Origin of the sequence: Capnocytophaga sp. oral taxon 863 str. F0517 (assembly GCF_000466425.1) — a bacterium.
Classification (GTDB): domain Bacteria; phylum Bacteroidota; class Bacteroidia; order Flavobacteriales; family Flavobacteriaceae; genus Capnocytophaga.
In genome coordinates this window covers 149489-169830 of the sequence record NZ_KE992117.1, presented here as the reverse complement: position 1 = coordinate 169830, position 20342 = coordinate 149489, and the positions used below count along the sequence as shown (strand labels likewise).

Sequence of the window (20342 nt, the reverse complement as noted above, 5' to 3'; positions counted from 1 at the left end):
TATAAGGAGCAATTAATATGCCAAAAACTCAGAAGTGAAATGCAGCTTCAGTTGTGGGTATTTCTGTTTGACCATTTCTATAGAGAAAGCCGAGTCGGCTAAAAACACCAACTGTCCTTGCTTATCGCGCGCTAAGAATTTTTGTTTGACACGTAGGAAATCCAAGTAATCGGGATCCTTGGGGTTTTCAGGAGCTTCCACCCAGCAGGCTTTGTAGATGGGGAAGTTCTCATAACTACACTTGGCTCCATACTCGTGTTCCAATCGGTATTGGATGACCTCATACTGGAGTGCTCCCACAGTACCGATAACCTTTCGTCCGTTGAAGTCCAAGGTGAAGAGCTGCGCAACTCCCTCGTCCATGAGTTGGTCTATCCCTTTCTCCAACTGTTTGGACTTGAGCGGATCGGCATTGTTGATATAGCGGAAGTGCTCTGGAGAGAAGCTCGGAATTCCTCTGAAATGGAGTACCTCCCCCTCGGTCAGGGTATCGCCTATCTTGAAGTTGCCTGTATCATGCAGGCCGACAATATCTCCTGCATAGGAAATGTCCACGACCTCTTTCTTTTCAGCAAAGAAGGCATTGGGGCTGGAGAACTTGAGTTTCTTGCCTAAGCGGGTATGCAAATAAGGTTTGTTGCGCTCGAAGCTGCCCGAAACGATTTTAACAAAAGCCAAGCGGTCTCGGTGGTTGGGATCCATATTGGCATGTATCTTGAAGACAAAGCCGGTAAAGGTCTTTTCACTGGGCTGTACCAAGCGCTCTTCGCTAGCCTTAGGCAGGGGAGAGGGGGCAATCTCAACAAAGCAGTCCAAGAGTTCCCTCACTCCAAAGTTGTTTAGAGCTGAACCAAAAAAGACAGGTTGTTGGGCTCCACTAAGGTAGGCTTCTCGGTCGAAGGCAGGATATACTTCATAGACCAGCTCCAAGTCGTTGCGCAGGGTAGTAGCTGATTTTTCAGTAATTAGTCGCTCCAACTCGGGACTGCTGATATCATCAAAGGAAATGGTCTCCTCTATATTCTTACGGCTGTCTCCAGAGAAGAGGTTGATGTTCTTCTCCCATATGTTGTAGATACCCTTGAAGTCATAGCCCATACCGATGGGAAAGCTCAAGGGAGTGACGTGTAAGCCTAATTTCTGTTCTACCTCGTCCAGAAGGTCAAAGGCATCTTTCCCTTCTCGGTCGAGCTTATTGATAAAGACAATCATGGGGATATTGCGCATACGGCATACCTCTACCAGTTTTTCGGTCTGTTCTTCCACCCCCTTGGCTACGTCAATTACCACAATCACGCTATCTACAGCGGTAAGGGTGCGAAAGGTATCCTCGGCAAAATCCTTGTGGCCAGGTGTATCCAAGATATTGATCTTGTGTTCCTTGTAATTGAAAGCCAAAACAGAGGTAGCCACTGAGATACCACGCTGGCGTTCTATCTCCATAAAGTCGGAGGTAGCTCCCTTTTTGATCTTATTGGATTTCACAGCTCCTGCTTCCTGAATAGCCCCCCCGAAAAGAAGTAGCTTCTCGGTAAGGGTTGTTTTCCCCGCATCAGGGTGCGAGATGATGCCGAAGGTACGGCGCTTTTGTATTTCTGTTTCTAAAGACACTTTTCTAATGGTTAATGGTTAATGATTAATGGTTAATGATTAATGGTTAATCATTAGTCATTAATTTGATCATTTTTTGATAGTCTTGGGTGTTTCCTTGGGAGAGAACGAGCTTTCTAAGGCGGTCTCCGTTGGAGCGGGTCAGTCCTCCGTGGGTCTCGAACCAGTGATAGATCTCCTGGGCGAGGATCTCCGAGTACTGATAAGCGTAATAGCCTGCGGCATAGCCTCCACCGAAGATATGGGAGAAGTACAAGGAGCGATAGCGCACAGGTACTTCCTTGGGGAAGCGTTCGGTAGCAGTGGCCTCAAAGGGAGCAACCGCTATGATGTGGCGTTCTGCAGAGAGGGTATGCCATTGCATATCTAAATAAGCGGAGGCTAAAACCTCCCCAAATCGGTAGCCATGGTTGAAGTCTCTGGAGTTCTTGAGCTTCTTGATAAGGGCATCACTGATTACCTCTTGGGTTTGGTAATGATGCGCGTAGTGGGGGAGTATCTGCTCATGGAGTGCCCAGTATTCATTGAATTGGGAAGGGAATTCTACGAAGTCTCTCGCAACGGCGGTTCCCGCCAGAGTGGCATATTGCTGCTCAGCAAAGAAAGCATGCAGTGCATGGCCAAACTCATGGAAGAGAGTTTCTACCTCGCTATAGGTAAGCAGGCAGGGAAGTCCCTGGGTAGGAGGGGTATAGTTGCACACATTATAGATTACAGGCTTCTGCCCAAAGAGTTTGGAAGGGGTCACCAGCTCGCTCATCCAAGCACCACCACGCTTGCTCTCACGAGTGTAGAAGTCTCCATAGTAGAGCCCTAAGGGACTACCATCGGCCTCGAAGAGTTCATAGACTACTACATCGGGATGATATACGGGTAGGTCGGTACGTTTTTTGAAAGTAATCCCATAGAGGCAAGTAGCTGCATAGAAGACCCCTTTTTCTAAGACATTCAAGAGTTCAAAATAAGGCTTGAGCTCATTTTCATCTAAGTCGTATTGGCTTTTGCGTAGCTTTTCGCTATAGTAATCCCAGTTATAGGGCACTATATCCTCTCGCTGGGCAATCGCTTTGAGGGCAGCAAGCTCTTGTTGTATCCTTTCCAAGGTAGGAGGAATCCATTTCTCGAAGAAATCCATCACCGTTTCAGGTGTCTTAGCCATGCTTTTTTTCAGTGACCATTCGGCATAATTCTTATAGCCTAATAGAGTGGCTTTCTGTTGTCGCAGAGCAATGATTTCCAGAATAATAGATTCAGTAGCATGTGCTCCCTGAGTGGCTCTATGCCAAGACTGCTCAAAGAGCAGGCGGCGGGTCTCTTCGCTCTCCAATTGGGAGAGTAGCGGCTGCTGGGTAGTGTTGGTAAGGGCGATCTTCCAGCTGCCATCGGGCTGCTTAAGGGCTTGTTTTTCCTCAGGGGAAAGGCCTGCAAGCGCTTCTTCTTGGGTGATGACCAAGGCTGCTTCTTTTCTTGCTTGTAGGGTGTGATAATTGAAATCGTTTTCCAAAGTAGCCAATCGGCTGTTGAGCTGCTTGAGGGAGGCTTTTCCCTCTTCGGAGAGGTTCGCCCCACGAAGCAGGAAGAGGTCATAATAGTGCTCCAAGAGCTTGAGCGACTCTGCATCTAAGCCAAGGGTAGCACGCACTTGGTAGAGTGCCTGTACCCGCTCAAAGAGCCTGTCATTGAGATAAATGCTATCTTCCTGGGCAGCCAGTAAGGGAAGAAACTCCTTCTCTGTTTGCTGAAGCACCTCATTGGTATCCGCCCCAGCAAGGGCAAAAAAGAGGTTGCAAACGCTAAGAAGTGTTTGCCCGCTTTTTTCTAAAGCAAGGATTGTATTGGCAAAACTCACAGGGGAGGAGTCCTCCACAATCGCAGTGATGGAGCCTTGTTGCTGTGCCATAGCCTCCCTTAGGGCAGGGGCAAAGTCCTCACTTCTAATTTGTGAGAAATCAGGTGCCTCATAGGCAAGTGTGCTCTTTTGTAATAACATAGTGTTTGGTTGTTGGTGGGGCAAATGAATTAGCTTATTGTCTCATTGACAAATTGATAAATTAGTTGTACCTTTGCCCCCTTATTTAGAAAAAATGAATACTGCTTTAGTAGAGACATTTTCCGATAGCTTAGTGATTATCCCTACCTATAATGAGATAGAGAATATAGAGAGCATCATACGAGTTACCCTTATGCAGGCGCCTCATTTTGATGTGCTGATTGTGGATGACAACTCCCCTGATGGTACAGCGCAAAGAGTCAAGCAATTACAACAAGAATTCCCTGACAGACTCTTTCTTGCTGAACGTGCGGAAAAGACAGGGCTGGGTACCGCTTACATTCATGGGTTCCTCTGGGGGCTTAAGAGTGAGAAAAAATACTATTATTTCTTTGAAATGGATGCCGATTTCTCTCACAACCCGATGGATCTGATACGCCTTTACCGAGAATGTAAAGAGCAACATGCCGATATGGCTATTGGTTCCCGCTATATCAAAGGGGTCAATGTGGTCAATTGGCCGCTTAGGAGAGTGTTACTCTCCTATGGGGCTTCCTTCTACGTGAGGCTCATCACCGGTATGAAGGTACAAGACCCCACGGCTGGCTTTGTCTGCTATAAGCGAAAAGTCTTAGAGAGTATTGATTTTGACAAGATCAAATTTGTCGGTTATGCCTTCCAAATCGAGATGAAATACAAGGCCTATGTAAAGAAATTCCGCCTTTCAGAGGTCTCCATCATCTTCACCGACCGCGTACGGGGCAAATCCAAAATGAATGCTTCCATTATCCGTGAGGCCATCTTTGGGGTCATCGCCATGAGAATCAGACAATTTTTTAGTTGTTAGTGATTAGTGGTTAGTTACTAGTCACTAGTCATTAGTCACTATTAATATGCCTTAGCGAATAGTACTCTTCCTTTGGAAGGCTTGCCTGAATAGATACAGGTGCCAGCTTCTTCTTTTTGGTCTAAGGGGATACAGCGAATAGTTGCTTGGGTCTCTTCCTTGATCTTGGCTTCTGTTTCAGGGGTGCCGTCCCAGTGTGCAGAGAGGAACCCTCCCTTGCTTTCCAAGACTTCCTTGAACTCCTCATAGCTATTGACCTCGGTGATATGGCTATTTCGGTAGGCTAAGGCCTTTTGGTATATGTTCTCCTGGATATCCTTCAGTAACTGTTCTATATGAGTGATGATATGATCTCCTGATACACTTTCTTTGGTCAGCGTATCGCGGCGTGCTACCTCATAGGTGTTGTTTTCCAAATCACGTTGCCCTACAGCCAAGCGTACAGGAACTCCCTTGAGCTCGTATTCGTGGAACTTGAACCCAGGTTTTTGGGTATCATCATCATCAAACTTCACAGTGATCCCACGTTCCTTAAGTGCTTGTATAAGCGGGTTTATTCGCTCACGGATAGCCTGTAGCTGCTCTTCTCCCTTGTATATAGGCACAATCACTACCTGTATAGGGGCTAACAGTGGAGGCAATACCAAGCCATTGTCATCGCTATGGCTCATAATTAGCGCTCCCATAAGGCGGGTAGATACCCCCCAAGAGCTCGCCCATACATATTCGAGGGCTCCCTCTTTGGTCGCGTATTTCACCTCAAAAGCCTTGGCAAAGTTCTGTCCTAAGAAGTGAGAGGTACCCGCTTGGAGGGCTTTGCCATCCTGCATAAGGGCTTCTATACAATAGGTGTCATCGGCACCAGCAAAGCGTTCCGTTTCGGTCTTTCTACCTCTTACCACAGGCACGCCCATATATTGCTCTACAAAAGTGGCATACACCTCATTCATCTTTTGGGCTTCTTCTATAGCCTCCTCACAGGTAGCATGGGCAGTGTGTCCCTCTTGCCAAAGGAACTCCGCGGTACGTAGGAATAGGCGTGTACGCATCTCCCAGCGTACCACATTCGCCCATTGGTTGATAAGGATCGGCAGGTCGCGATAGGACTGTATCCAGTTTTTATAAGTATTCCAAATAATGGCCTCACTGGTAGGGCGTACGATAAGCTCTTCCTCCAGCTTAGCTTCAGGATCTACCATGAGTTTACCCTTTTGGGTAGGGTCTGTTTTGAGGCGATAGTGGGTAACCACCGCACACTCTTTGGCAAAGCCTTCCGCATTCTTCTCTTCCGCTTCAAAATAGCTTTTGGGAACAAATATAGGGAAATAGGCATTTTGGTGGCCTGTATCTTTGAACATTTTGTCCAAGATATCGCGCATACGCTCCCAAATGGCATAACCATAAGGCTTGATAACCATACAGCCACGTACCCCGGAACTCTCGGCAAGCCCAGCTTTTACAACGAGTTCATTATACCACTTGGAATAATCTTCTGCTCTTGATGTTAAATTTTTACTCATACTAAAATCTTTGGCACAAAAATTGTACTTTAGGTGCAAAAGTACAAAATTATTTGGAAAAAGACCCTCTTTTAGGAGCTATTTTTCTAAGGTAACTAAAAGACTGATAATCAACAAACTAAATAATACCATGATGAAAAAAACACTAATCCATGCAACTACAGCTTTCACCGCACTGATAGGACTTAGCTCCTGTGGTGCTTATATCGGAGGAAGCTATGATGACGGTATCTATGGGGATGAAGCCCCCATATATCAGAGAGAAGAGCCCCGCTATGAGAGAAATGACGAACGTCCTGTGGGGAATGGAAGCTATCGTGAACAGCTCAATCAGAAAATAGCAGGCTACAAGGACTTTGAACAACAAGTGCAACGCCCTGCTCCTTCCTATACCCCTATGACCCAAATAGATAGCTATCGTACAGATAGCCAACAGCAGGGCACTTCTTACAATACCTATGGCAGCTGGGGAGAAAATGCCCGACCTTCCACAGTGAATGTCTATAATAACTATGGGGGCTGGAATACGCCTTACTATTGGGGATCAGGTGCTTGGGGAGGCTATTATTCCTCTTCCTACTACTATCCACGTTCTCGCTGGAGCATAGGCTTCTCGGTAGGTACTTATGATCCTTACTGGAGTTGGCGCTATTATGACAGCTATTACTATCCTTATAGTTATAGCTACTATTATCCTTACTACGGATATAACTATTATTACCCTTATTATGGGTATAATTACTACTATCCTTACTATGGATATGGCTACTATAGCTACCCTTCTTATCGCTATAATAGCGAAAATAACTACTATTACTACCAAGATCCTTACGGAAATACCTCACGTAGGTATTCGCCAACTAATGGTAGAAGAGGGGATAGCAGCCGTTATGACAATAGTGGTTACCAAAATAATGGTTCTTATCGTTCCTATGGGAATTATAATAACTCTTATGATAATACCTCTCGTTCTTATCATGAGAGCAATACACGTAGTTATAACTATTCCTCAGGAAGTAGTAATAATACCTATAATAACAGTTCCTATGATAATACTTCCCGCTCTTATCATGAGAGTAATACAAACAATGGAAGAGGAAATAGTAGTGAATATACAGGGACTAGAAGAGATTATTAATTAAATAAAACGAAAATGAAAAAGACAGTATACATTACAGCTTTTGGCTTGCTCAGCGGTATGCTTTCCGCACAAAATCTTACCGATGGTCTGCGTTATTCTATGGAAGATATAGGAGGAACGGCTCGTTTTAGAGCCATGAGTGGAGCCTTCAACTCCTTAGGAGGAGACATGTCGGCCATAGCGCTGAATCCAGCAGGGAGTTCTATCTTTACCAGAAGTGAAATGACCCTTAGCCTGCAAGGAACCAATGCAAAGAATGAAGTAGGCAAACAGGCTACTCTTTCTTCAGATTTCCTACTCAACCAGTTCGGGGTAGCTTTCCCGATTGCCATAGCAGAGGAAGGTTGGAAGAATGTGGCTTTTGCCTTCAACTACCAAAAGGCCAATAATTTTGAGGTAAATGATTTGACATATAACCAACAAACCAATGGAGCGAACTTAGGAGATTATTTCCTTCATTTTGCTAATGGTATCAGACAGGAAAACCTCTTTCTAAATAATTATGAATATAATCAAAGAGCACACCGATGGATAGCAAGATCTCAGGGAGGTCTGGGCTCCCTCTATAGTAGAATGGGAAATGCGCCTGATCCTTTTAGATACCGCAATGCTATATTGGGCTATACAGCAGGACTTATAGCTCCTTCAGGAGTCGCTTCAGAAATAGAAGAAACAGCAACAGAAGAAGCAGGAAAGGCTATACTAAGAGCCAATCAGTATAAGAAAAATATTACATCCGGAACAACAACACTCCGAAAAATAGAGCAATATTCTGAAGGAGGGGTTAACAAATATAACTTTAACTTTGCAGCACGTTATGATTTTCTTTCCTTTGGGCTAAACCTCAATTCCCATAGTGTAGATTATCATATGGTAACCAAGCACTATGAGCAATATCCTGACAATACGGAATCCTCTATCCGTTCGGCCTATTTCCAAAATGAGCTCAGAACCGTAGGAAGTGGCTTCTCGCTCCAGTTAGGAGCTATAGCGGAGGTGGCCACAGGGGTACGTATTGGACTTACCTATACTTCGCCTACTTGGTATACGCTACAGGATGAGCTTTCTCAATCCTTATCCGCCACCACGCTAAGTAATGGCACCTACTTTGCCAATCCTAATGTAGTGGCTGTTTATGAGAAATATAGCTTCCGTACACCTGGGGCATGGACGGTAGGGGCTAGCTGGGTCTGGAACAAGCAGCTCATCCTTAGTGCTGACTATATGTACAGAGGCTTTGGAAATATGCGTTTTACCTCAGATGATTTGCTGTCAGAGAACGCTATTGTCCAAAATTCTTTAGGAGATACCAATGCGCTACGCTTTGGAGCCGAATACCGCTTGCCTATGAGTAAAACCAATCACTTATTCCTAAGAGGAGGGGGACGCTATGAGCAAAGTCCTTATAAAACAGACTATAAGCCTATAAGCAGACTCAAAAGTCTCTCCGCAGGTGTAGGGGTTAGTTTCAGTGGTGTACGTGTCGATCTCTCCTATGATATTACAAGGCGCTATTACCAACCTCAGCTCTACGAAACTGTCCTTACGGATACTCCTATGGTAAAAAATACCACACATAATATACTCTTGAGTTTTTCTATGAAATTGTAAGAGTTGGTTTTGATTTAGTTTGTTTTCATTTTAAGAAAAATGGGAGGCCTTCCAAAGCCTCCCATTTTATTATTCTTTTCCTCCAAAGGTCTTAACATCCTTAAGCGTTACTTCTTCATCGGAAAGAATTAGTAAGCGTTCTACGACATTTCTAAGTTCTCGTATATTTCCGCTCCAGTCGTATTGCTGGAGCTGTTCTATCGCCTTGGGGTGGAATTGTTTGTCGATACCTTGTTCCTGACAGATACTCTTGGTAAAATGCGCTACCAGCAGGGGAATATCATCTCTACGGTCGTTCAGAGGGGGTACTTCCAAGAGAATGACTGCCAAGCGGTGGTATAAGTCCTCTCGGAATCGCCCAAGGGCGATCTCTTGCTTGAGATCTTTATTAGTAGCGGCAATCACACGTACATCTACCGCTATATCCTTTTCGCTACCAACCTTAGTGATTTTCTTCTCTTGTAGGGCACGCAATACCTTTGCCTGAGCCGAAAGGCTCATATCTCCAATCTCATCTAGAAAGAGGGTACCCTTATCCGCAGCCTCGAACTTACCCACTCGGTCTTTTACGGCTGAGGTAAAGGAGCCTTTGATATGTCCAAAGAGTTCACTTTCAATCAATTCAGAGGGAATGGCAGCACAATTGACCTCTATCATAGGTTGTGAGACACGTTCGCTGCCTTGGTGTAGTGCACGGGCAACGAGTTCTTTTCCCGAACCATTAGGCCCTGTGATAAGTACCCTCACGTCGGTAGGAGCTACCTTCTCTATCATGTCCTTGATCTTCTGTATGGCTGCACTCTTACCGATCATAGTGGTGGTTGGAGTGTCTTTTTTAGAAGGTTTACCCTCTGTTTTCTGAGGCTTTTCTTCTACAGAAGGCGTAGTGAGCGCATTGCGGACGGTAGTGAGTAAGCGATTGAGGTCGGGGGGCTTGGCTATATAGTCGAAAGCGCCCATTTTCATCGCTTGCACTGCGGTCTCTAGGTCACCATGTCCTGAAATCATGACCATACGCAAGGCGGGCTTCAGGGCTTTGGCTTCCAAGAGTACTTCTAAGCCATCCTTTTTGGGCATTTTGATATCACAGAGTACCAAGTCATAGTCTGTTTTTTGAATCATATCCATGGCCTCCTGCCCATTGGTGGCTTCCTCTACCTGATAACTTTTGTCCTCTTCACTGAGGATACTACCCAGTACACGCCGTATAGAGGCCTCATCTTCAACAATTAGTATTTTGGGCATAGCTTACTTTATTTTACGTCTATCACCAAGGGAAGTATATACTCGGTGGTGACATTTACTTGGTTTTTCTTAGCAGGGATAGCCGGTTCGAACTCAGTCGTCTTGCTCTTTAGCAGCTCTTCTAAGTTGGGCAATAGCTCCTGAGTAGCACTTGAGGCCTCTACACTTTTTACATTAAGGTTCCCTTCCGTATTGATGACAATAGTAACCTTTACCGTATCGCTTAGCGCATCACCTATGGCTAATTTTTGGCTATTGAGGGCTTCCTGATAGAGCTTGGAGAGCTTACCAGTGAAGCATTTAAGTTTTTCATCCTTAGTAGTGATACTCTCACATTCCTTAAAGGAAGGATATTCATCCACCTCAGTTCCCAATTCCGCCAAGCGATCTTCGACCATCTTCTGCTCTTGCTCTTCTTGAGAGACTTCTGAATCGGTAGTTGAATTCTCTTGGCAAGCATATAAGCTTATGCAAAGTATAGAAAGTAATATTTTTTTCATTTTTTTAAGTTTATTCAGTTGGGTGTAAATATACAATTTTATTTTTTAATACTTAGAAGCATTCTAAAGAATTTAACTAAAAATCAAAATCATCATTACCGGATTGTTCTTCTTCAGAGGTTCCACCTGTAGAAAGACTATCAAGTATAGGCAGTGTGTTTCCATTGCCACATTCCAGAGTTATTATGGAATGCTTGCGTACTTTATCTCCATTTTTTATTTCCTTTTGCTTTCCTTTTTCTTTATAGAAAGCTCTTAGCACCATATCTTTAGCAATATCATTGACATAGATGATATTGTTATCTACCTTAAGGCCTAAGCTTTCAAGATTGGGACGAACCTCAGCTAAGGGTGCATTGATATTTATAATGGTGACCTCTTGATAGTTCTCGGGATTGATTTTTAGATAGATCTTACGGTCTTTCTTTACTTTTTCGTTGGGATCAGGGTCTTGCTCCATCACAGCATAGGCAGGAAAATTAGGATCATACTCTAAGGTGTCCACAATCTCATAACGGAGATGGCTTTTTTCCAAAAGCACTTGCGCTTTGCTAAGGGGGACATGAGTAAGATCAGGCACTACGACAAACTTCCCATGTCGGGTAAAGCTGTCCAAGGAAAATAAAGTAGCATAGATACCAATTAAGAGAAGAGATACCGCTAAGAAGACTTGTAATCCCCAAAAACGTATATTTTTATTTTGGAATATTTGGGATAGTGTCATTTTTATATTCATAAAACAATGTTTGTTAATATATTTTTTATTTCAGAAGATTGTCCAGTAGTTCTCGTACCTTATCACTGTTCCAGCGGGTGTTTCCAAAACCTTGAGCTACGACCCTATCCTGCTTATCTATGATATACCCTGAAGGAATTTTCTCAGGATCGAAGGGCATCTTTACCCCTTGGATAAGATAGGTAACCTTAAAGGTGAATTTTCTATCACGTTGCTTTTGTTCTACAGGTTCAGGTAGCTCATTGGTGATGATATAGAAGGCAACCTTGTCGTGATAATCAAGGTAGAGCTTCTCTATTCCAATCAGGTCAGCTATACTCATGGCTCGCCATGAGGAAAAGAAATAGACAAACCTCACTTCTCCTTCGGATTGGGTGAAAGAGAATTGCTTATTGTCCCGATCCTTCAGTGTCCAGTCAGGGTCAATCGTATATTGCCTTTCTGGTGCTAATATCTCCACCTGAGAGGAGAAAATCCGCTGCAAAAGTATCTTGGATTCATATCCTAAATTGGTGGTAAAAAATGAAATAATCAGCGCTAAGAATAACAAATTCAGTACAGTACGTTTTTTCATAGTAAGTATAGTGTTTTCAAGGGACAAAGATACATAAAAAATATGATTTATCTTTAAGATGTTAATCTTTTATAGCTATTTGTTTGGCCAAAGGATGGGTACGCAGGTAGTGTTCTATCAGGTGTACTTTCTCCGAGTTATGTGTCAGTGGGGTAAGGTGCTTCTCAAGGATAGGCCTGGAAAGCTGATAGTTCAGTGCGATGAAAGCATAGCCCCTGAGCCTACCTTGTTCGATAAAGATCACACTCTTCTCATGTACAGTACGTCCCTTGTCCATAATAGCAAAGGTTCTGCCTACAAGTGTATAGTGAGCGAGGGCTTCCTCCACCCGACGGTTATAGTCCTCTACAGCTTCGTCACCCATACAAGCCCCTGCACACTTACCGATAGAGTGGTTGTAGCAATAGGTATGAGCCTGGGAAAAACCATTGAGTTTGGTACAAAGTCCATAGCGCTCAGTCATCTCAAAGAGCATATTCAGTCCTTCCTCTTGGCTTTCAAAAATAGCTAAGGGCTCCTTCGCTCCAGCTCTTGGTATGACCGAAAGGCAGTGGTAACCCTTCTTATTCTTATGGCAGACCAAAGCAAAAGGGTAACTTTTCTTTTTCTTATACTTACGCAAGGAGGCTTGCATCTGAAGTTCTTCGGCCTCCTTAAGGGAGGCAATCAGTAGCGTGCCGGTTAGCTCATACATCACCTTTCCGACATGATTCCTTAGAAAAAGATCTCGCTTTCCACTTGAAGTAAAGTGTTCATTGACCCGCTTATAGATGTTCTTACTCTTGGAGAGCAGCAGTAGCTTTCCTGCCTTGTCATACAGATAATACACCCCCAATTGGTTAGGGAGCCCATCCAAGAGTGAAAGTAGCTGAATGGGTAGGGTAGAGAGGTTTTGCTTGACAAACTCACTTAGTGCGATCTTCTCGGTGTCTTTGTCCAAGAGGAGCTTGAAGAGGTGCACCGTGGCCATGGCATCTCCATTGGCGCGGTGTCGGTCAGAAAGTGGAATACCTAAAGAACGACAGAGCTTACCCAAGCTGTACGAAGGCTCATTGGGGAGTAGGCGCTGAGACATCTCCACCGTACAGATGGTACGACGCTGATAGTCAAACCCCAATCGGCGAAACTCCAAACACAAGATGCGATAGTCAAAGGCTGCATTGTGAGCCACCAAGATACACCCCTCAGTGATTTCCACAATCCGCTTGGCAACCTCATAGAACTTTGGTGCTTGGCGAACCATCTTGTTGGAAATACCGGTGAGGCGTACCACAAAATCGTCTATCTTCTTCTCGGGATTGATAAGTGAGATGAAGCGATCGGTAACTTCCCGACCGTCAAAACGATAGATAGCAATCTCTGTAATGGCTTCCTCACCCATCTTGCCTCCTGTGGTTTCTATATCTAAAATGGCGTACAAATCTACTTTTTTTGGTGCGCAAAGGTAGGAATTTTAACCTTTTGAGCCAAAGGAAAAAACGTTTATTTTTGTTGCCGAAGATGATAGTAAAATAAAAATATGAAAAAAAGTACTTTTATATGATAAAAAAATCATACCTTTGTAGCTTTAAAAACACTGTTTATGCTAATTAAAATACTTGATAAAGAGTTCCGCCCTTATATTTCAAGTGAAAGGCTTGCTCAAGAGATAAAAAGGCTTGCCCAAGAGGTGGAGCAGCAGATGCAAGGAAAGAGACCCCTTTTCATTTCCATACTCAATGGTTCTTTCATGTTTGCTTCAGATTTTATCCGTGCTTATCAGGGTGAGTGTGAGGTTGCCTTTGTACGCTTTTCCTCCTATCAGGGAATGGAAACCACTCATCAAGTAAAACAACTCCTTGGTCTCCCTAAGGATATAGCAGGCCGTGAGGTGGTCGTAATCGAGGATATTGTAGATACAGGCAATACCTTAGAGGAAATCTATAACCTCTTTGCCGACAAACAGGTGGCTTCCTTGCGTATCATGACACTCTTTTTCAAGCCCGAAGCCTATAAGAAAGACTTGCCCATACACCACATAGGTTTCTCTATTCCCAATCGCTTTATCGTAGGATATGGCTTGGACTATGACGAGTTAGGACGAAATCTCCCAGAAATATATCAATTAAATATAGAAAATATGAAGAATTTGGTTTTGTTTGGCAAACCAGGAGCAGGGAAGGGGACACAAGCAGCTTTCCTAAAAGAAAAATATGGTTTGGTGCATATCTCCACAGGCGATTTGTTCCGTCATCACTTGAAAAATGGTACAGAGCTCGGAGTATTAGCCCAATCTTATATGGATAAGGGAGCTCTCGTTCCCGATGAGGTAACGATCCAAATGCTCCAAGCGGAGATAGAAAAGAACCCCAATGCAGCAGGATTTATCTTTGACGGCTTCCCTCGTACCATAGCCCAAGCCGAAGCGCTGGATACTTTCTTGGCCTCTAAGCAAATGAATATCAGTGCGACTTTAGCTCTTGATGCAGATGATGAAGAACTTATCAAAAGACTTGTAGAGCGTGGTAAAGTAAGTGGGCGCTCTGATGACCAAGACGAAGGCAAAATTCGTAACCGCTTTGTCGAATACAACCAAAAAACAGCTCCTCTTATTGACTTTTACAAAAAGCAAGGCAAATATCACCCTATCAATGGTATAGGTTCTATTGAGGAAATCACCCAGCGCCTCTCCAAAATAATCGATGTGTTGTAAAAAATACCTATATAAAATACAAATCTCTAACCTCGATGGTTAGGGATTTTTTTATTGTATATTGGTATAATTTTTTGTATATTTGTCCCCCGTAGATAAGTTATTCCCACCACAGAAACTAATGAAAGCTCTTGCCAAAGGGTATACTTATGAGAAGCGAAGAAGAGTTATGTTTTTCTTGATGCCATTTATGATCCTTTGAAAATAGCTACACTTAGCAAGGATTGTATATGTGTAGATAGTGAAAAGAGTATTTTTGTTTCAGAAGCAATAAAAAAGGAATGGCAGAAAATGAATTTGAATTGTCTTACTTTTTCTTTAGTAAGGTAACTCAACACAACATATCTTGATAAATTTAATAATAAGCATCAATTTGTAAATAAATATGTTATCATACTTGAAAGAAAAATACCACTTAGACAAAGTTTCTGCAAACTACCTTAAGTCTGAAAAAAGCTATATAAGGCTATATCGAAATAAAGTAGTAGAGGTGATATTTTTTAAAGAGGATATTGATACTTTAGATGATTTGTTGCCCTTTGCAGATACATTAAAAAAAATAGCTTTTCGTAATTGTAATTTGTCTGACTTAAGTAGTTTAAAATTTTTTAAACAACTTACAAGATTGGGATTTAGAAATTGTCATTTTTCTAATACGGGCATATTTGAAAATTTCCTTAATTTTCCAAATTTGAAAGGATTAGGAATTGACGGAAGGGAAATAACTCATTTTAATATTTTTAGTAATTCAATTAAGTCTTTAAGTATTACAGAAACATCAGTAACAACTTTAGCAAATGTAAACATTCCCAACTTAAAAGATTTATCGATGACACGTAATCCTATCAAAGCAATAGATACTTCTTTTCCTAAATTAAAAGAATTATATATTACTGCAGGAAATTTTGATCTCTATTCATTGAAAAATACCCCGAATTTACGAGATCTTTATGCGTATAGTTGTACAAAAAATCAAAGTTTTGATGGAGTTGCTGCTTGTACCAAACTGAAACTTTTACAGTTGTATGGAGAGCCTTTTACAAATTTTTTACCTTTCGTAAAATTAAATTCTCTTGAATATTTAGATTTGCAAGAAAGTGAAATAGAGAGTCTTGAGGGATTAGAACAGATGCACAATTTAAAAGTACTTGAGCTATTTGGAAATCCAATAGAGAAAATAGATAGTATAAAACCTATTCGACATTTAAAGAAATTTGGTATTGAGAAATATAAAATGTCTCCCAGTATAAGAGGTCATATGACAAGAAATGGTATCATATATTGTTGGATATAATACGTGGTAATATTTCAGCTGTGTTGTAAAAATTACAAAAACCTACCAAACAGTATAATGTGAAAAGATAAAGCCTAATTGTAGGAGGTATGAGTAAAATGCTTGCGGTAGTGGGAATAACCCTAAACGATTACTTTAAGAAAGGATTACATAAAATAGAATGTAAAAATTAGTTTATGAAATATTATAGAATACGTACAGATTGGGATTCTAAAACAACAGGAAGAAGAAATGGGGGATGCGCTGTTGAACAGAATAAAAATTCTTTCACAGATAAAAGAGTGGAGAAAAATTTTAAAGAATTTTTTATAGCCAATATAAAAAATATTGAGCGAACTCGTTGGGGAAGTTATGTTATTTATGAACCTCCTCAGGATTTTGATCTTACTTATTTTCCTAAAACGAAAAGTATCAAGGAATTGGATATTATGAATTATAGTGAACAACTATTTAATATTCCATTTTTAATAAGTGAGAGAGCTTATAAAATTCTTGCTAAATATAGGCTTCCCATTCACAACAAGATACCTGCAAGAATAGCAACTTTTTCGCAAGACTATTTTTTAGTAGGCTTTCCTACTCTTTTGGCTAATATGTATGACTTTAAAAAATCTGTTTTTTGCAGATATGAAAAAGGTCCAAGAGTTATGTTTGAGAATGTAGATGATTATGAAAACGCTGAATATGATAGACATATGGCAGATCCTGTATCCATTTTTTTAAATATTAAGATGGAATATGATGTGATAGATACAAGGCACGGACTATTTCTTTCTCAACCACTTATAGAAGAATTACAAAAAGAAGCAATTACAGGATATGTTATAGAAAATGGGATATTGGAAAACTAGGTAATATTTCAGCCGTGTTGCTAAGTTTAGTACCTTATCTCAAAAACTCAAACACTATCTCATAACAAGAAGTATTTTAGTCTAATAGAGAGTACGATCAATAAGCTTGGATAAAGCCTCAAAAAAGAACTATTAAATGTAGATAGAATGAAATATTACGAATTGTATGAAAAATATAAGAGAAGTGCATATTTCTTTTATAGTGAAGAAAATAAGATAGATTTGATTTCTTTAAAGGAAAGCAGGTTGTATCTGACGATCCTATTATTTACGAAATAGATAAAATAGATACTTACTTAGAAAAGTATGACTATCTTCCTGTAGCAGATGGACCTCCTTTGGTAAGTAAGCGATTTAGAGAAGTGTTTGAACATTTAGAAAAAGAGGGGCAAATAGCTTATTTGAGAGCAAAAATTATTGCTGAAAACGGAGAAATCAACGATAATTACTTTGCGATGGTCTTGTTGAAAATATTTAAGGGGATTGATTTTGAAAAATCTATAGTGAAAAAGGACTCTTCTGGAACGATACAAATACAAAAGTTATTCTTAACAGAGAATTTTATGCTCAATAGTTCTATTTGTAGATTAGAGGAGAAAGAATCTGTTATTATTGTCAGTGAGGAATTCAAAAAAATATCCTTAAAGCATAAGTTAAAAGGTATGGACTTCATAGAAGAAGGATATTCTATTTATACCAATCTATAATATCAGCAGTGTTGTTAAGGTTATTGCATTACTCCAAAATCACTATGTAGAACTATCGATACAAACGTTTTTAAAACCTAATTGATAGGAATCGAGCTACAAGGAAACCTGTTGTGCATTTCAAATAATAGAGGCTTTTAGATTGAGAGTTTCTCTATATAATATAAACTTATTCATGTGTTGTATCAATGTTAAAGATGTTATCTTGCTGGATATCATTGTTTTAAATCCTTCAAAATGATTTTGCATAATTGAAAATTAAAAATATGAAAAATCTCAATATAAATATAAGATGTAATATTTATATAGTTCTCCTACTATTTTTATGTTATAATAGTGTATTGGCTATGACAGCTTTTGTTGCGATGCCTGGTACAGGAGGGTTTAGTATTTCTACTCCACATTATATAATTGCTTTTTTTAGAACAATTCCATATTCATTGGCACAATCTCTGTTTTTTGAAGACAGAATAGATATTCCTTTTCTATTCAAGACCTATTTTTATATTTCTATATTGTTATATATCCTTATTCCTTATTTTTTGTATAAGGAAAAGAAAGGGAAACCCTATTTTTATCATTATGATATAGAAGATAAAACCTATTTTATATTAATAGATGTAATAATGCTTCTTTTATATGCTCCTTTGTTACTTATAGGGTGTATGATGTTTTCTTTTTTTTCTTTATTCAATATCATTCCCTTATTTTTATTTGTTTTAGGGGTAAGAATATACCAATATAGAAAGAAATTAAACTTTATAGTAAAGTTCAATTTCTTTCAAAAGCATAGAAGATAATATTTTGGGAGGTACTTTTAGAAATCAATAGGACAATCCTACAGCTTTAAGAATGACATTAGCATTGCGATAGGTGATTTGGATTACACGAGGGACAGTAACTTTAGGGTAATTGGAAGGATTGAGAGTTAGATTTTTCTATCTTTTTTACTTTTTCATTAGGTTCTGGACTTTGACTGAATTTTCAAAGGAAAGAATATTTATTCCTATTAGAGATAGTATTGATATTGATAAGTAGAATAAAGATTACAAAGAAGATCCCTACAAGTATATATGAGTTGCTTGTAGGGATTTGCTTTAGTTATACCTCGTATTTGAGGTTATTGATGATAAAATCTTGTCGTTCAGGGGTATTATTCCCCATATAGAAGTCTAATAATTTCTCTATATGCATGGCCTTGTCCATCATTACAGGGTCAAGGCGCATATCCTGACCTATAAAGTGCTTGAACTCATCGGGGGAGATCTCTCCCAATCCTTTGAATCGCGTGATCTCTGGGTTTTTGAGCTTCTCTATGGCATTGACACGCTCCTCCTCAGTATAGCAATAGATGGTTTCCTTGCTATTGCGCACACGGAATAGGGGGGTCTGTAGGATATAGACATGTCCTTCTTTGATCAGTTCAGGGAAGAACTGTAAGAAAAAGGTGATGAGCAATAGGCGAATGTGCATTCCATCTACATCGGCATCGGTGGCAAGGACAATATTGTTATATCGTAGGTTTTCTATGGAGTCCTCTATATCCAAAGCAGCCTGCAGGAGGTTGAACTCCTCATTCTCATAGACAATTTTTTTGGTTTTCCCAAAGGAGTTTAGCGGCTTTCCTCGTAGAGAGAATACCGCTTGTGTATTGGCATCGCGTGAGTGGGTGATAGAACCAGAGGCAGAGTTCCCTTCGGTGATAAAGAGGGTACTCTCAAGGGCTTGCTCGTGCTTACTATCGGTTAGGTGAATACGGCAGTCGCGTAGTTTTTTGTTGTGTAGGCTCACTTTCTTAGCACTGTCGCGGGCAGATTTGCGAATATCGGATAGATCCTTGCGCTCGCGCTCTGCCTGAAGGATTTTCTTCTGTATCTCTTCGGCAACTTCAGGCTGCTTGTGTAGGTAGTCATCTAAGTGTTTTTGTACGAAATTGGTAATATAGGTACGCACAGTAGGCATACCTTCGCCCATCTCGGTAGACCCCAATTTGGTCTTGGTTTGGCTTTCAAAAACAGGCTCCATCACCTTGATAGAGATAGCCCCGATGATGGACTTACGAATATCCGAGGCATCATAAGACTTGTTGTAATAATTGCGCAAGGTAGCCACAATAGCTTCTCGATAAGCATTCAGGTGGGTACCCCCTTGGGTGGTATTCTGTCCGTTGACAAACGAATAATATTGCTCACTGTACTGGCTTTTGCTATGGGTGAGCGCAATCTCGATATCTTCTCCACTTAGGTGAATAATAGGATAGGCGAAATCCTCCTCGTTGTTGTCTTCCTTGAGCAGGTCTTCCAAACCATTTTCAGAGAAAAATTTCTCTCCATTATATACAATAGTAAGTCCAGGATTCAGGTAGGTATAGTTCTTAAGCATCCTTACCACATATTCCGAACGGAACTTGTAGTTTTTGAAGATGGTGCTATCAGGGACAAAGGTCACCAAGGTACCTCGTTTCTCGTTGGAGGCTTCCAAGGGTGATTCCTCTTGCAATACCCCCAAAGAAAAGGTAGCACTCTTTCGCTGTCCATCGCGTACGGAAGCCACATAGAAGTAGGAAGAAAGTGCATTGACCGCCTTGGTACCCACCCCATTGAGCCCCACAGATTTTTTGAAGGCACGAGAGTCGTATTTCCCCCCTGTATTCATTTTGGAAACCACATCTACTACTTTTCCCAAAGGGATACCACGTCCAAAGTCACGTATAGTAACTTTGTTGTCCTCTATACGTACCTCTATCTGCTTACCTGCCCCCATGACGAACTCGTCTATGGAGTTATCGATCACCTCCTTCAGTAGGATATAGATCCCATCATCAGCTGAGGAGCCATCACCAAGTTTTCCTATATACATACCAGGGCGCATACGCACATGCTCCTGCCACTCAAGGGTCTGTATATTATCTTCTCCGTATTCATTAATGGGTTTGTTAAAATCAATGGGTTCCATGTTGTTTTAAGGGTTATAAAGGGATAATATTTAATCGTTTTTTGTAATTTTTATGGTAGAGATTGAAT

General features: G+C 41.0%; 17 protein-coding genes and 1 pseudogene. 8 read left to right on the top strand and 10 right to left on the bottom strand.

Annotation, left to right across the window (positions count from 1 at the left end; translation table 11 throughout):
- Window positions 1-12: 12 nt before the first annotated feature.
- Together HMPREF1551_RS05080 and HMPREF1551_RS05075 are read right to left on the bottom strand one after the other, a co-directional pair.
- The gene (locus tag HMPREF1551_RS05080; protein WP_021627983.1) at window positions 13-1611 is read right to left on the bottom strand and encodes a peptide chain release factor 3; all 1599 of its coding nucleotides are present in this window, start codon (window positions 1609-1611) and stop codon (window positions 13-15) included.
- Between the two features lie 46 nt (window positions 1612-1657).
- Window positions 1658-3601 (bottom strand): M3 family metallopeptidase, encoded by a 1944-nt coding sequence (locus tag HMPREF1551_RS05075; RefSeq protein ID WP_021627982.1) that lies wholly within the window; start codon window positions 3599-3601, stop codon window positions 1658-1660.
- A 94-nt stretch (window positions 3602-3695) separates the two neighbouring features.
- Between HMPREF1551_RS05075 and HMPREF1551_RS05070 the strand changes: the two genes are divergently transcribed.
- Window positions 3696-4448, top strand: a complete 753-nt coding sequence (locus tag HMPREF1551_RS05070) for a polyprenol monophosphomannose synthase (protein ID WP_021627981.1) — start codon at window positions 3696-3698, stop codon at window positions 4446-4448.
- Window positions 4449-4489: 41 nt separating this feature from the next.
- On the opposite strand, the gene proS is transcribed toward HMPREF1551_RS05070, so the two are convergent.
- A complete protein-coding gene (gene proS, locus HMPREF1551_RS05065; RefSeq protein WP_021627980.1) occupies window positions 4490-5968 on the bottom strand; it encodes a proline--tRNA ligase in 1479 nt (492 codons plus the stop codon).
- 133 nt (window positions 5969-6101) lie between these two features.
- On the opposite strand from proS, the gene HMPREF1551_RS05060 reads away from it, so the two are divergent.
- Window positions 6102-7106: a hypothetical protein gene (locus HMPREF1551_RS05060; RefSeq protein ID WP_231374958.1), complete on the top strand. Its 1005-nt coding sequence runs from the start codon at window positions 6102-6104 to the stop codon at window positions 7104-7106.
- A 15-nt stretch (window positions 7107-7121) separates the two neighbouring features.
- Entirely contained in the window at window positions 7122-8720 is a 1599-nt protein-coding gene (locus HMPREF1551_RS05055; RefSeq protein ID WP_021627978.1) for an OmpP1/FadL family transporter, read from the top strand.
- A 69-nt stretch (window positions 8721-8789) separates the two neighbouring features.
- On the opposite strand, the gene HMPREF1551_RS05050 is transcribed toward HMPREF1551_RS05055, so the two are convergent.
- From HMPREF1551_RS05050 to HMPREF1551_RS05030, 5 genes are all read right to left on the bottom strand, one after another.
- On the bottom strand, window positions 8790-9965 hold the full coding sequence (locus tag HMPREF1551_RS05050; protein ID WP_021627977.1) for a sigma-54-dependent transcriptional regulator: 1176 nt from the start codon (window positions 9963-9965) through the stop codon (window positions 8790-8792).
- An 8-nt stretch (window positions 9966-9973) separates the two neighbouring features.
- On the bottom strand, window positions 9974-10465 hold the full coding sequence (locus HMPREF1551_RS05045) for a hypothetical protein (protein WP_021627976.1): 492 nt from the start codon (window positions 10463-10465) through the stop codon (window positions 9974-9976).
- Window positions 10466-10541: 76 nt separating this feature from the next.
- Complete coding sequence (locus tag HMPREF1551_RS05040; RefSeq protein WP_021627975.1) at window positions 10542-11201, bottom strand: PASTA domain-containing protein; 660 nt, start codon at window positions 11199-11201, stop codon at window positions 10542-10544.
- 25 nt (window positions 11202-11226) lie between these two features.
- Entirely contained in the window at window positions 11227-11775 is a 549-nt protein-coding gene (locus HMPREF1551_RS05035; RefSeq protein WP_021627974.1) for a TlpA family protein disulfide reductase, read from the bottom strand.
- Between the two features lie 61 nt (window positions 11776-11836).
- A complete protein-coding gene (locus tag HMPREF1551_RS05030; protein ID WP_034544322.1) occupies window positions 11837-13195 on the bottom strand; it encodes an exonuclease domain-containing protein in 1359 nt (452 codons plus the stop codon).
- A gap of 162 nt (window positions 13196-13357) precedes the next feature.
- On the opposite strand from HMPREF1551_RS05030, the gene HMPREF1551_RS13380 reads away from it, so the two are divergent.
- The 5 genes from HMPREF1551_RS13380 (at window position 13358) to HMPREF1551_RS05005 (ending at window position 18119) form a co-directional block, all read left to right on the top strand.
- Window positions 13358-14467, top strand: coding sequence for an adenylate kinase (locus HMPREF1551_RS13380; RefSeq protein ID WP_021627972.1), 1110 nt, complete (start codon window positions 13358-13360; stop codon window positions 14465-14467).
- 397 nt (window positions 14468-14864) lie between these two features.
- Window positions 14865-15761: a leucine-rich repeat domain-containing protein gene (locus HMPREF1551_RS05020; RefSeq protein ID WP_196800711.1), complete on the top strand. Its 897-nt coding sequence runs from the start codon at window positions 14865-14867 to the stop codon at window positions 15759-15761.
- Window positions 15762-15937: 176 nt separating this feature from the next.
- Window positions 15938-16612, top strand: a complete 675-nt coding sequence (locus tag HMPREF1551_RS05015; RefSeq protein WP_021627969.1) for a hypothetical protein — start codon at window positions 15938-15940, stop codon at window positions 16610-16612.
- 263 nt (window positions 16613-16875) lie between these two features.
- Window positions 16876-17319: an Imm43 family immunity protein gene (locus tag HMPREF1551_RS05010; RefSeq protein ID WP_410492499.1), complete on the top strand. Its 444-nt coding sequence runs from the start codon at window positions 16876-16878 to the stop codon at window positions 17317-17319.
- Window positions 17320-17585: 266 nt separating this feature from the next.
- Complete coding sequence (locus HMPREF1551_RS05005) at window positions 17586-18119, top strand: hypothetical protein (RefSeq protein ID WP_021627967.1); 534 nt, start codon at window positions 17586-17588, stop codon at window positions 18117-18119.
- A gap of 30 nt (window positions 18120-18149) precedes the next feature.
- On the opposite strand, the pseudogene HMPREF1551_RS14485 reads toward HMPREF1551_RS05005, so the two are convergent.
- Both HMPREF1551_RS14485 and HMPREF1551_RS05000 read right to left on the bottom strand, forming a co-directional pair.
- A pseudogene (locus HMPREF1551_RS14485) lies at window positions 18150-18251 on the bottom strand (penicillin-binding protein); the annotation flags it as partial.
- A 169-nt stretch (window positions 18252-18420) separates the two neighbouring features.
- A complete protein-coding gene (locus tag HMPREF1551_RS05000) occupies window positions 18421-20274 on the bottom strand; it encodes a DNA topoisomerase IV subunit B (RefSeq protein ID WP_021627966.1) in 1854 nt (617 codons plus the stop codon).
- Window positions 20275-20342 lie beyond the last annotated feature (68 nt).

Excerpts from the sequence above, each read along its gene's own strand:
- HMPREF1551_RS05060 (WP_231374958.1), top strand. The coding sequence starts at position 6,102 with ATGAAAAAAACACTAATCCATGCAACTACAGCTTTCACCGCACTGATA.
- HMPREF1551_RS05075 (WP_021627982.1), bottom strand. The coding sequence starts at position 3,601 with ATGTTATTACAAAAGAGCACACTTGCCTATGAGGCACCTGATTTCTCA.
- HMPREF1551_RS05015 (WP_021627969.1), top strand. The coding sequence starts at position 15,938 with ATGAAATATTATAGAATACGTACAGATTGGGATTCTAAAACAACAGGA.
- proS (WP_021627980.1), bottom strand. The coding sequence starts at position 5,968 with ATGAGTAAAAATTTAACATCAAGAGCAGAAGATTATTCCAAGTGGTAT.
- HMPREF1551_RS05035 (WP_021627974.1), bottom strand. The coding sequence starts at position 11,775 with ATGAAAAAACGTACTGTACTGAATTTGTTATTCTTAGCGCTGATTATT.
- HMPREF1551_RS05055 (WP_021627978.1), top strand. The coding sequence starts at position 7,122 with ATGAAAAAGACAGTATACATTACAGCTTTTGGCTTGCTCAGCGGTATG.
- HMPREF1551_RS05050 (WP_021627977.1), bottom strand. The coding sequence starts at position 9,965 with ATGCCCAAAATACTAATTGTTGAAGATGAGGCCTCTATACGGCGTGTA.
- HMPREF1551_RS05045 (WP_021627976.1), bottom strand. The coding sequence starts at position 10,465 with ATGAAAAAAATATTACTTTCTATACTTTGCATAAGCTTATATGCTTGC.
- HMPREF1551_RS13380 (WP_021627972.1), top strand. The coding sequence starts at position 13,358 with ATGCTAATTAAAATACTTGATAAAGAGTTCCGCCCTTATATTTCAAGT.
- HMPREF1551_RS05000 (WP_021627966.1), bottom strand. The coding sequence starts at position 20,274 with ATGGAACCCATTGATTTTAACAAACCCATTAATGAATACGGAGAAGAT.
- HMPREF1551_RS05040 (WP_021627975.1), bottom strand. The coding sequence starts at position 11,201 with ATGAATATAAAAATGACACTATCCCAAATATTCCAAAATAAAAATATA.
- HMPREF1551_RS05005 (WP_021627967.1), top strand. The coding sequence starts at position 17,586 with ATGAAAAATCTCAATATAAATATAAGATGTAATATTTATATAGTTCTC.
- HMPREF1551_RS05070 (WP_021627981.1), top strand. The coding sequence starts at position 3,696 with ATGAATACTGCTTTAGTAGAGACATTTTCCGATAGCTTAGTGATTATC.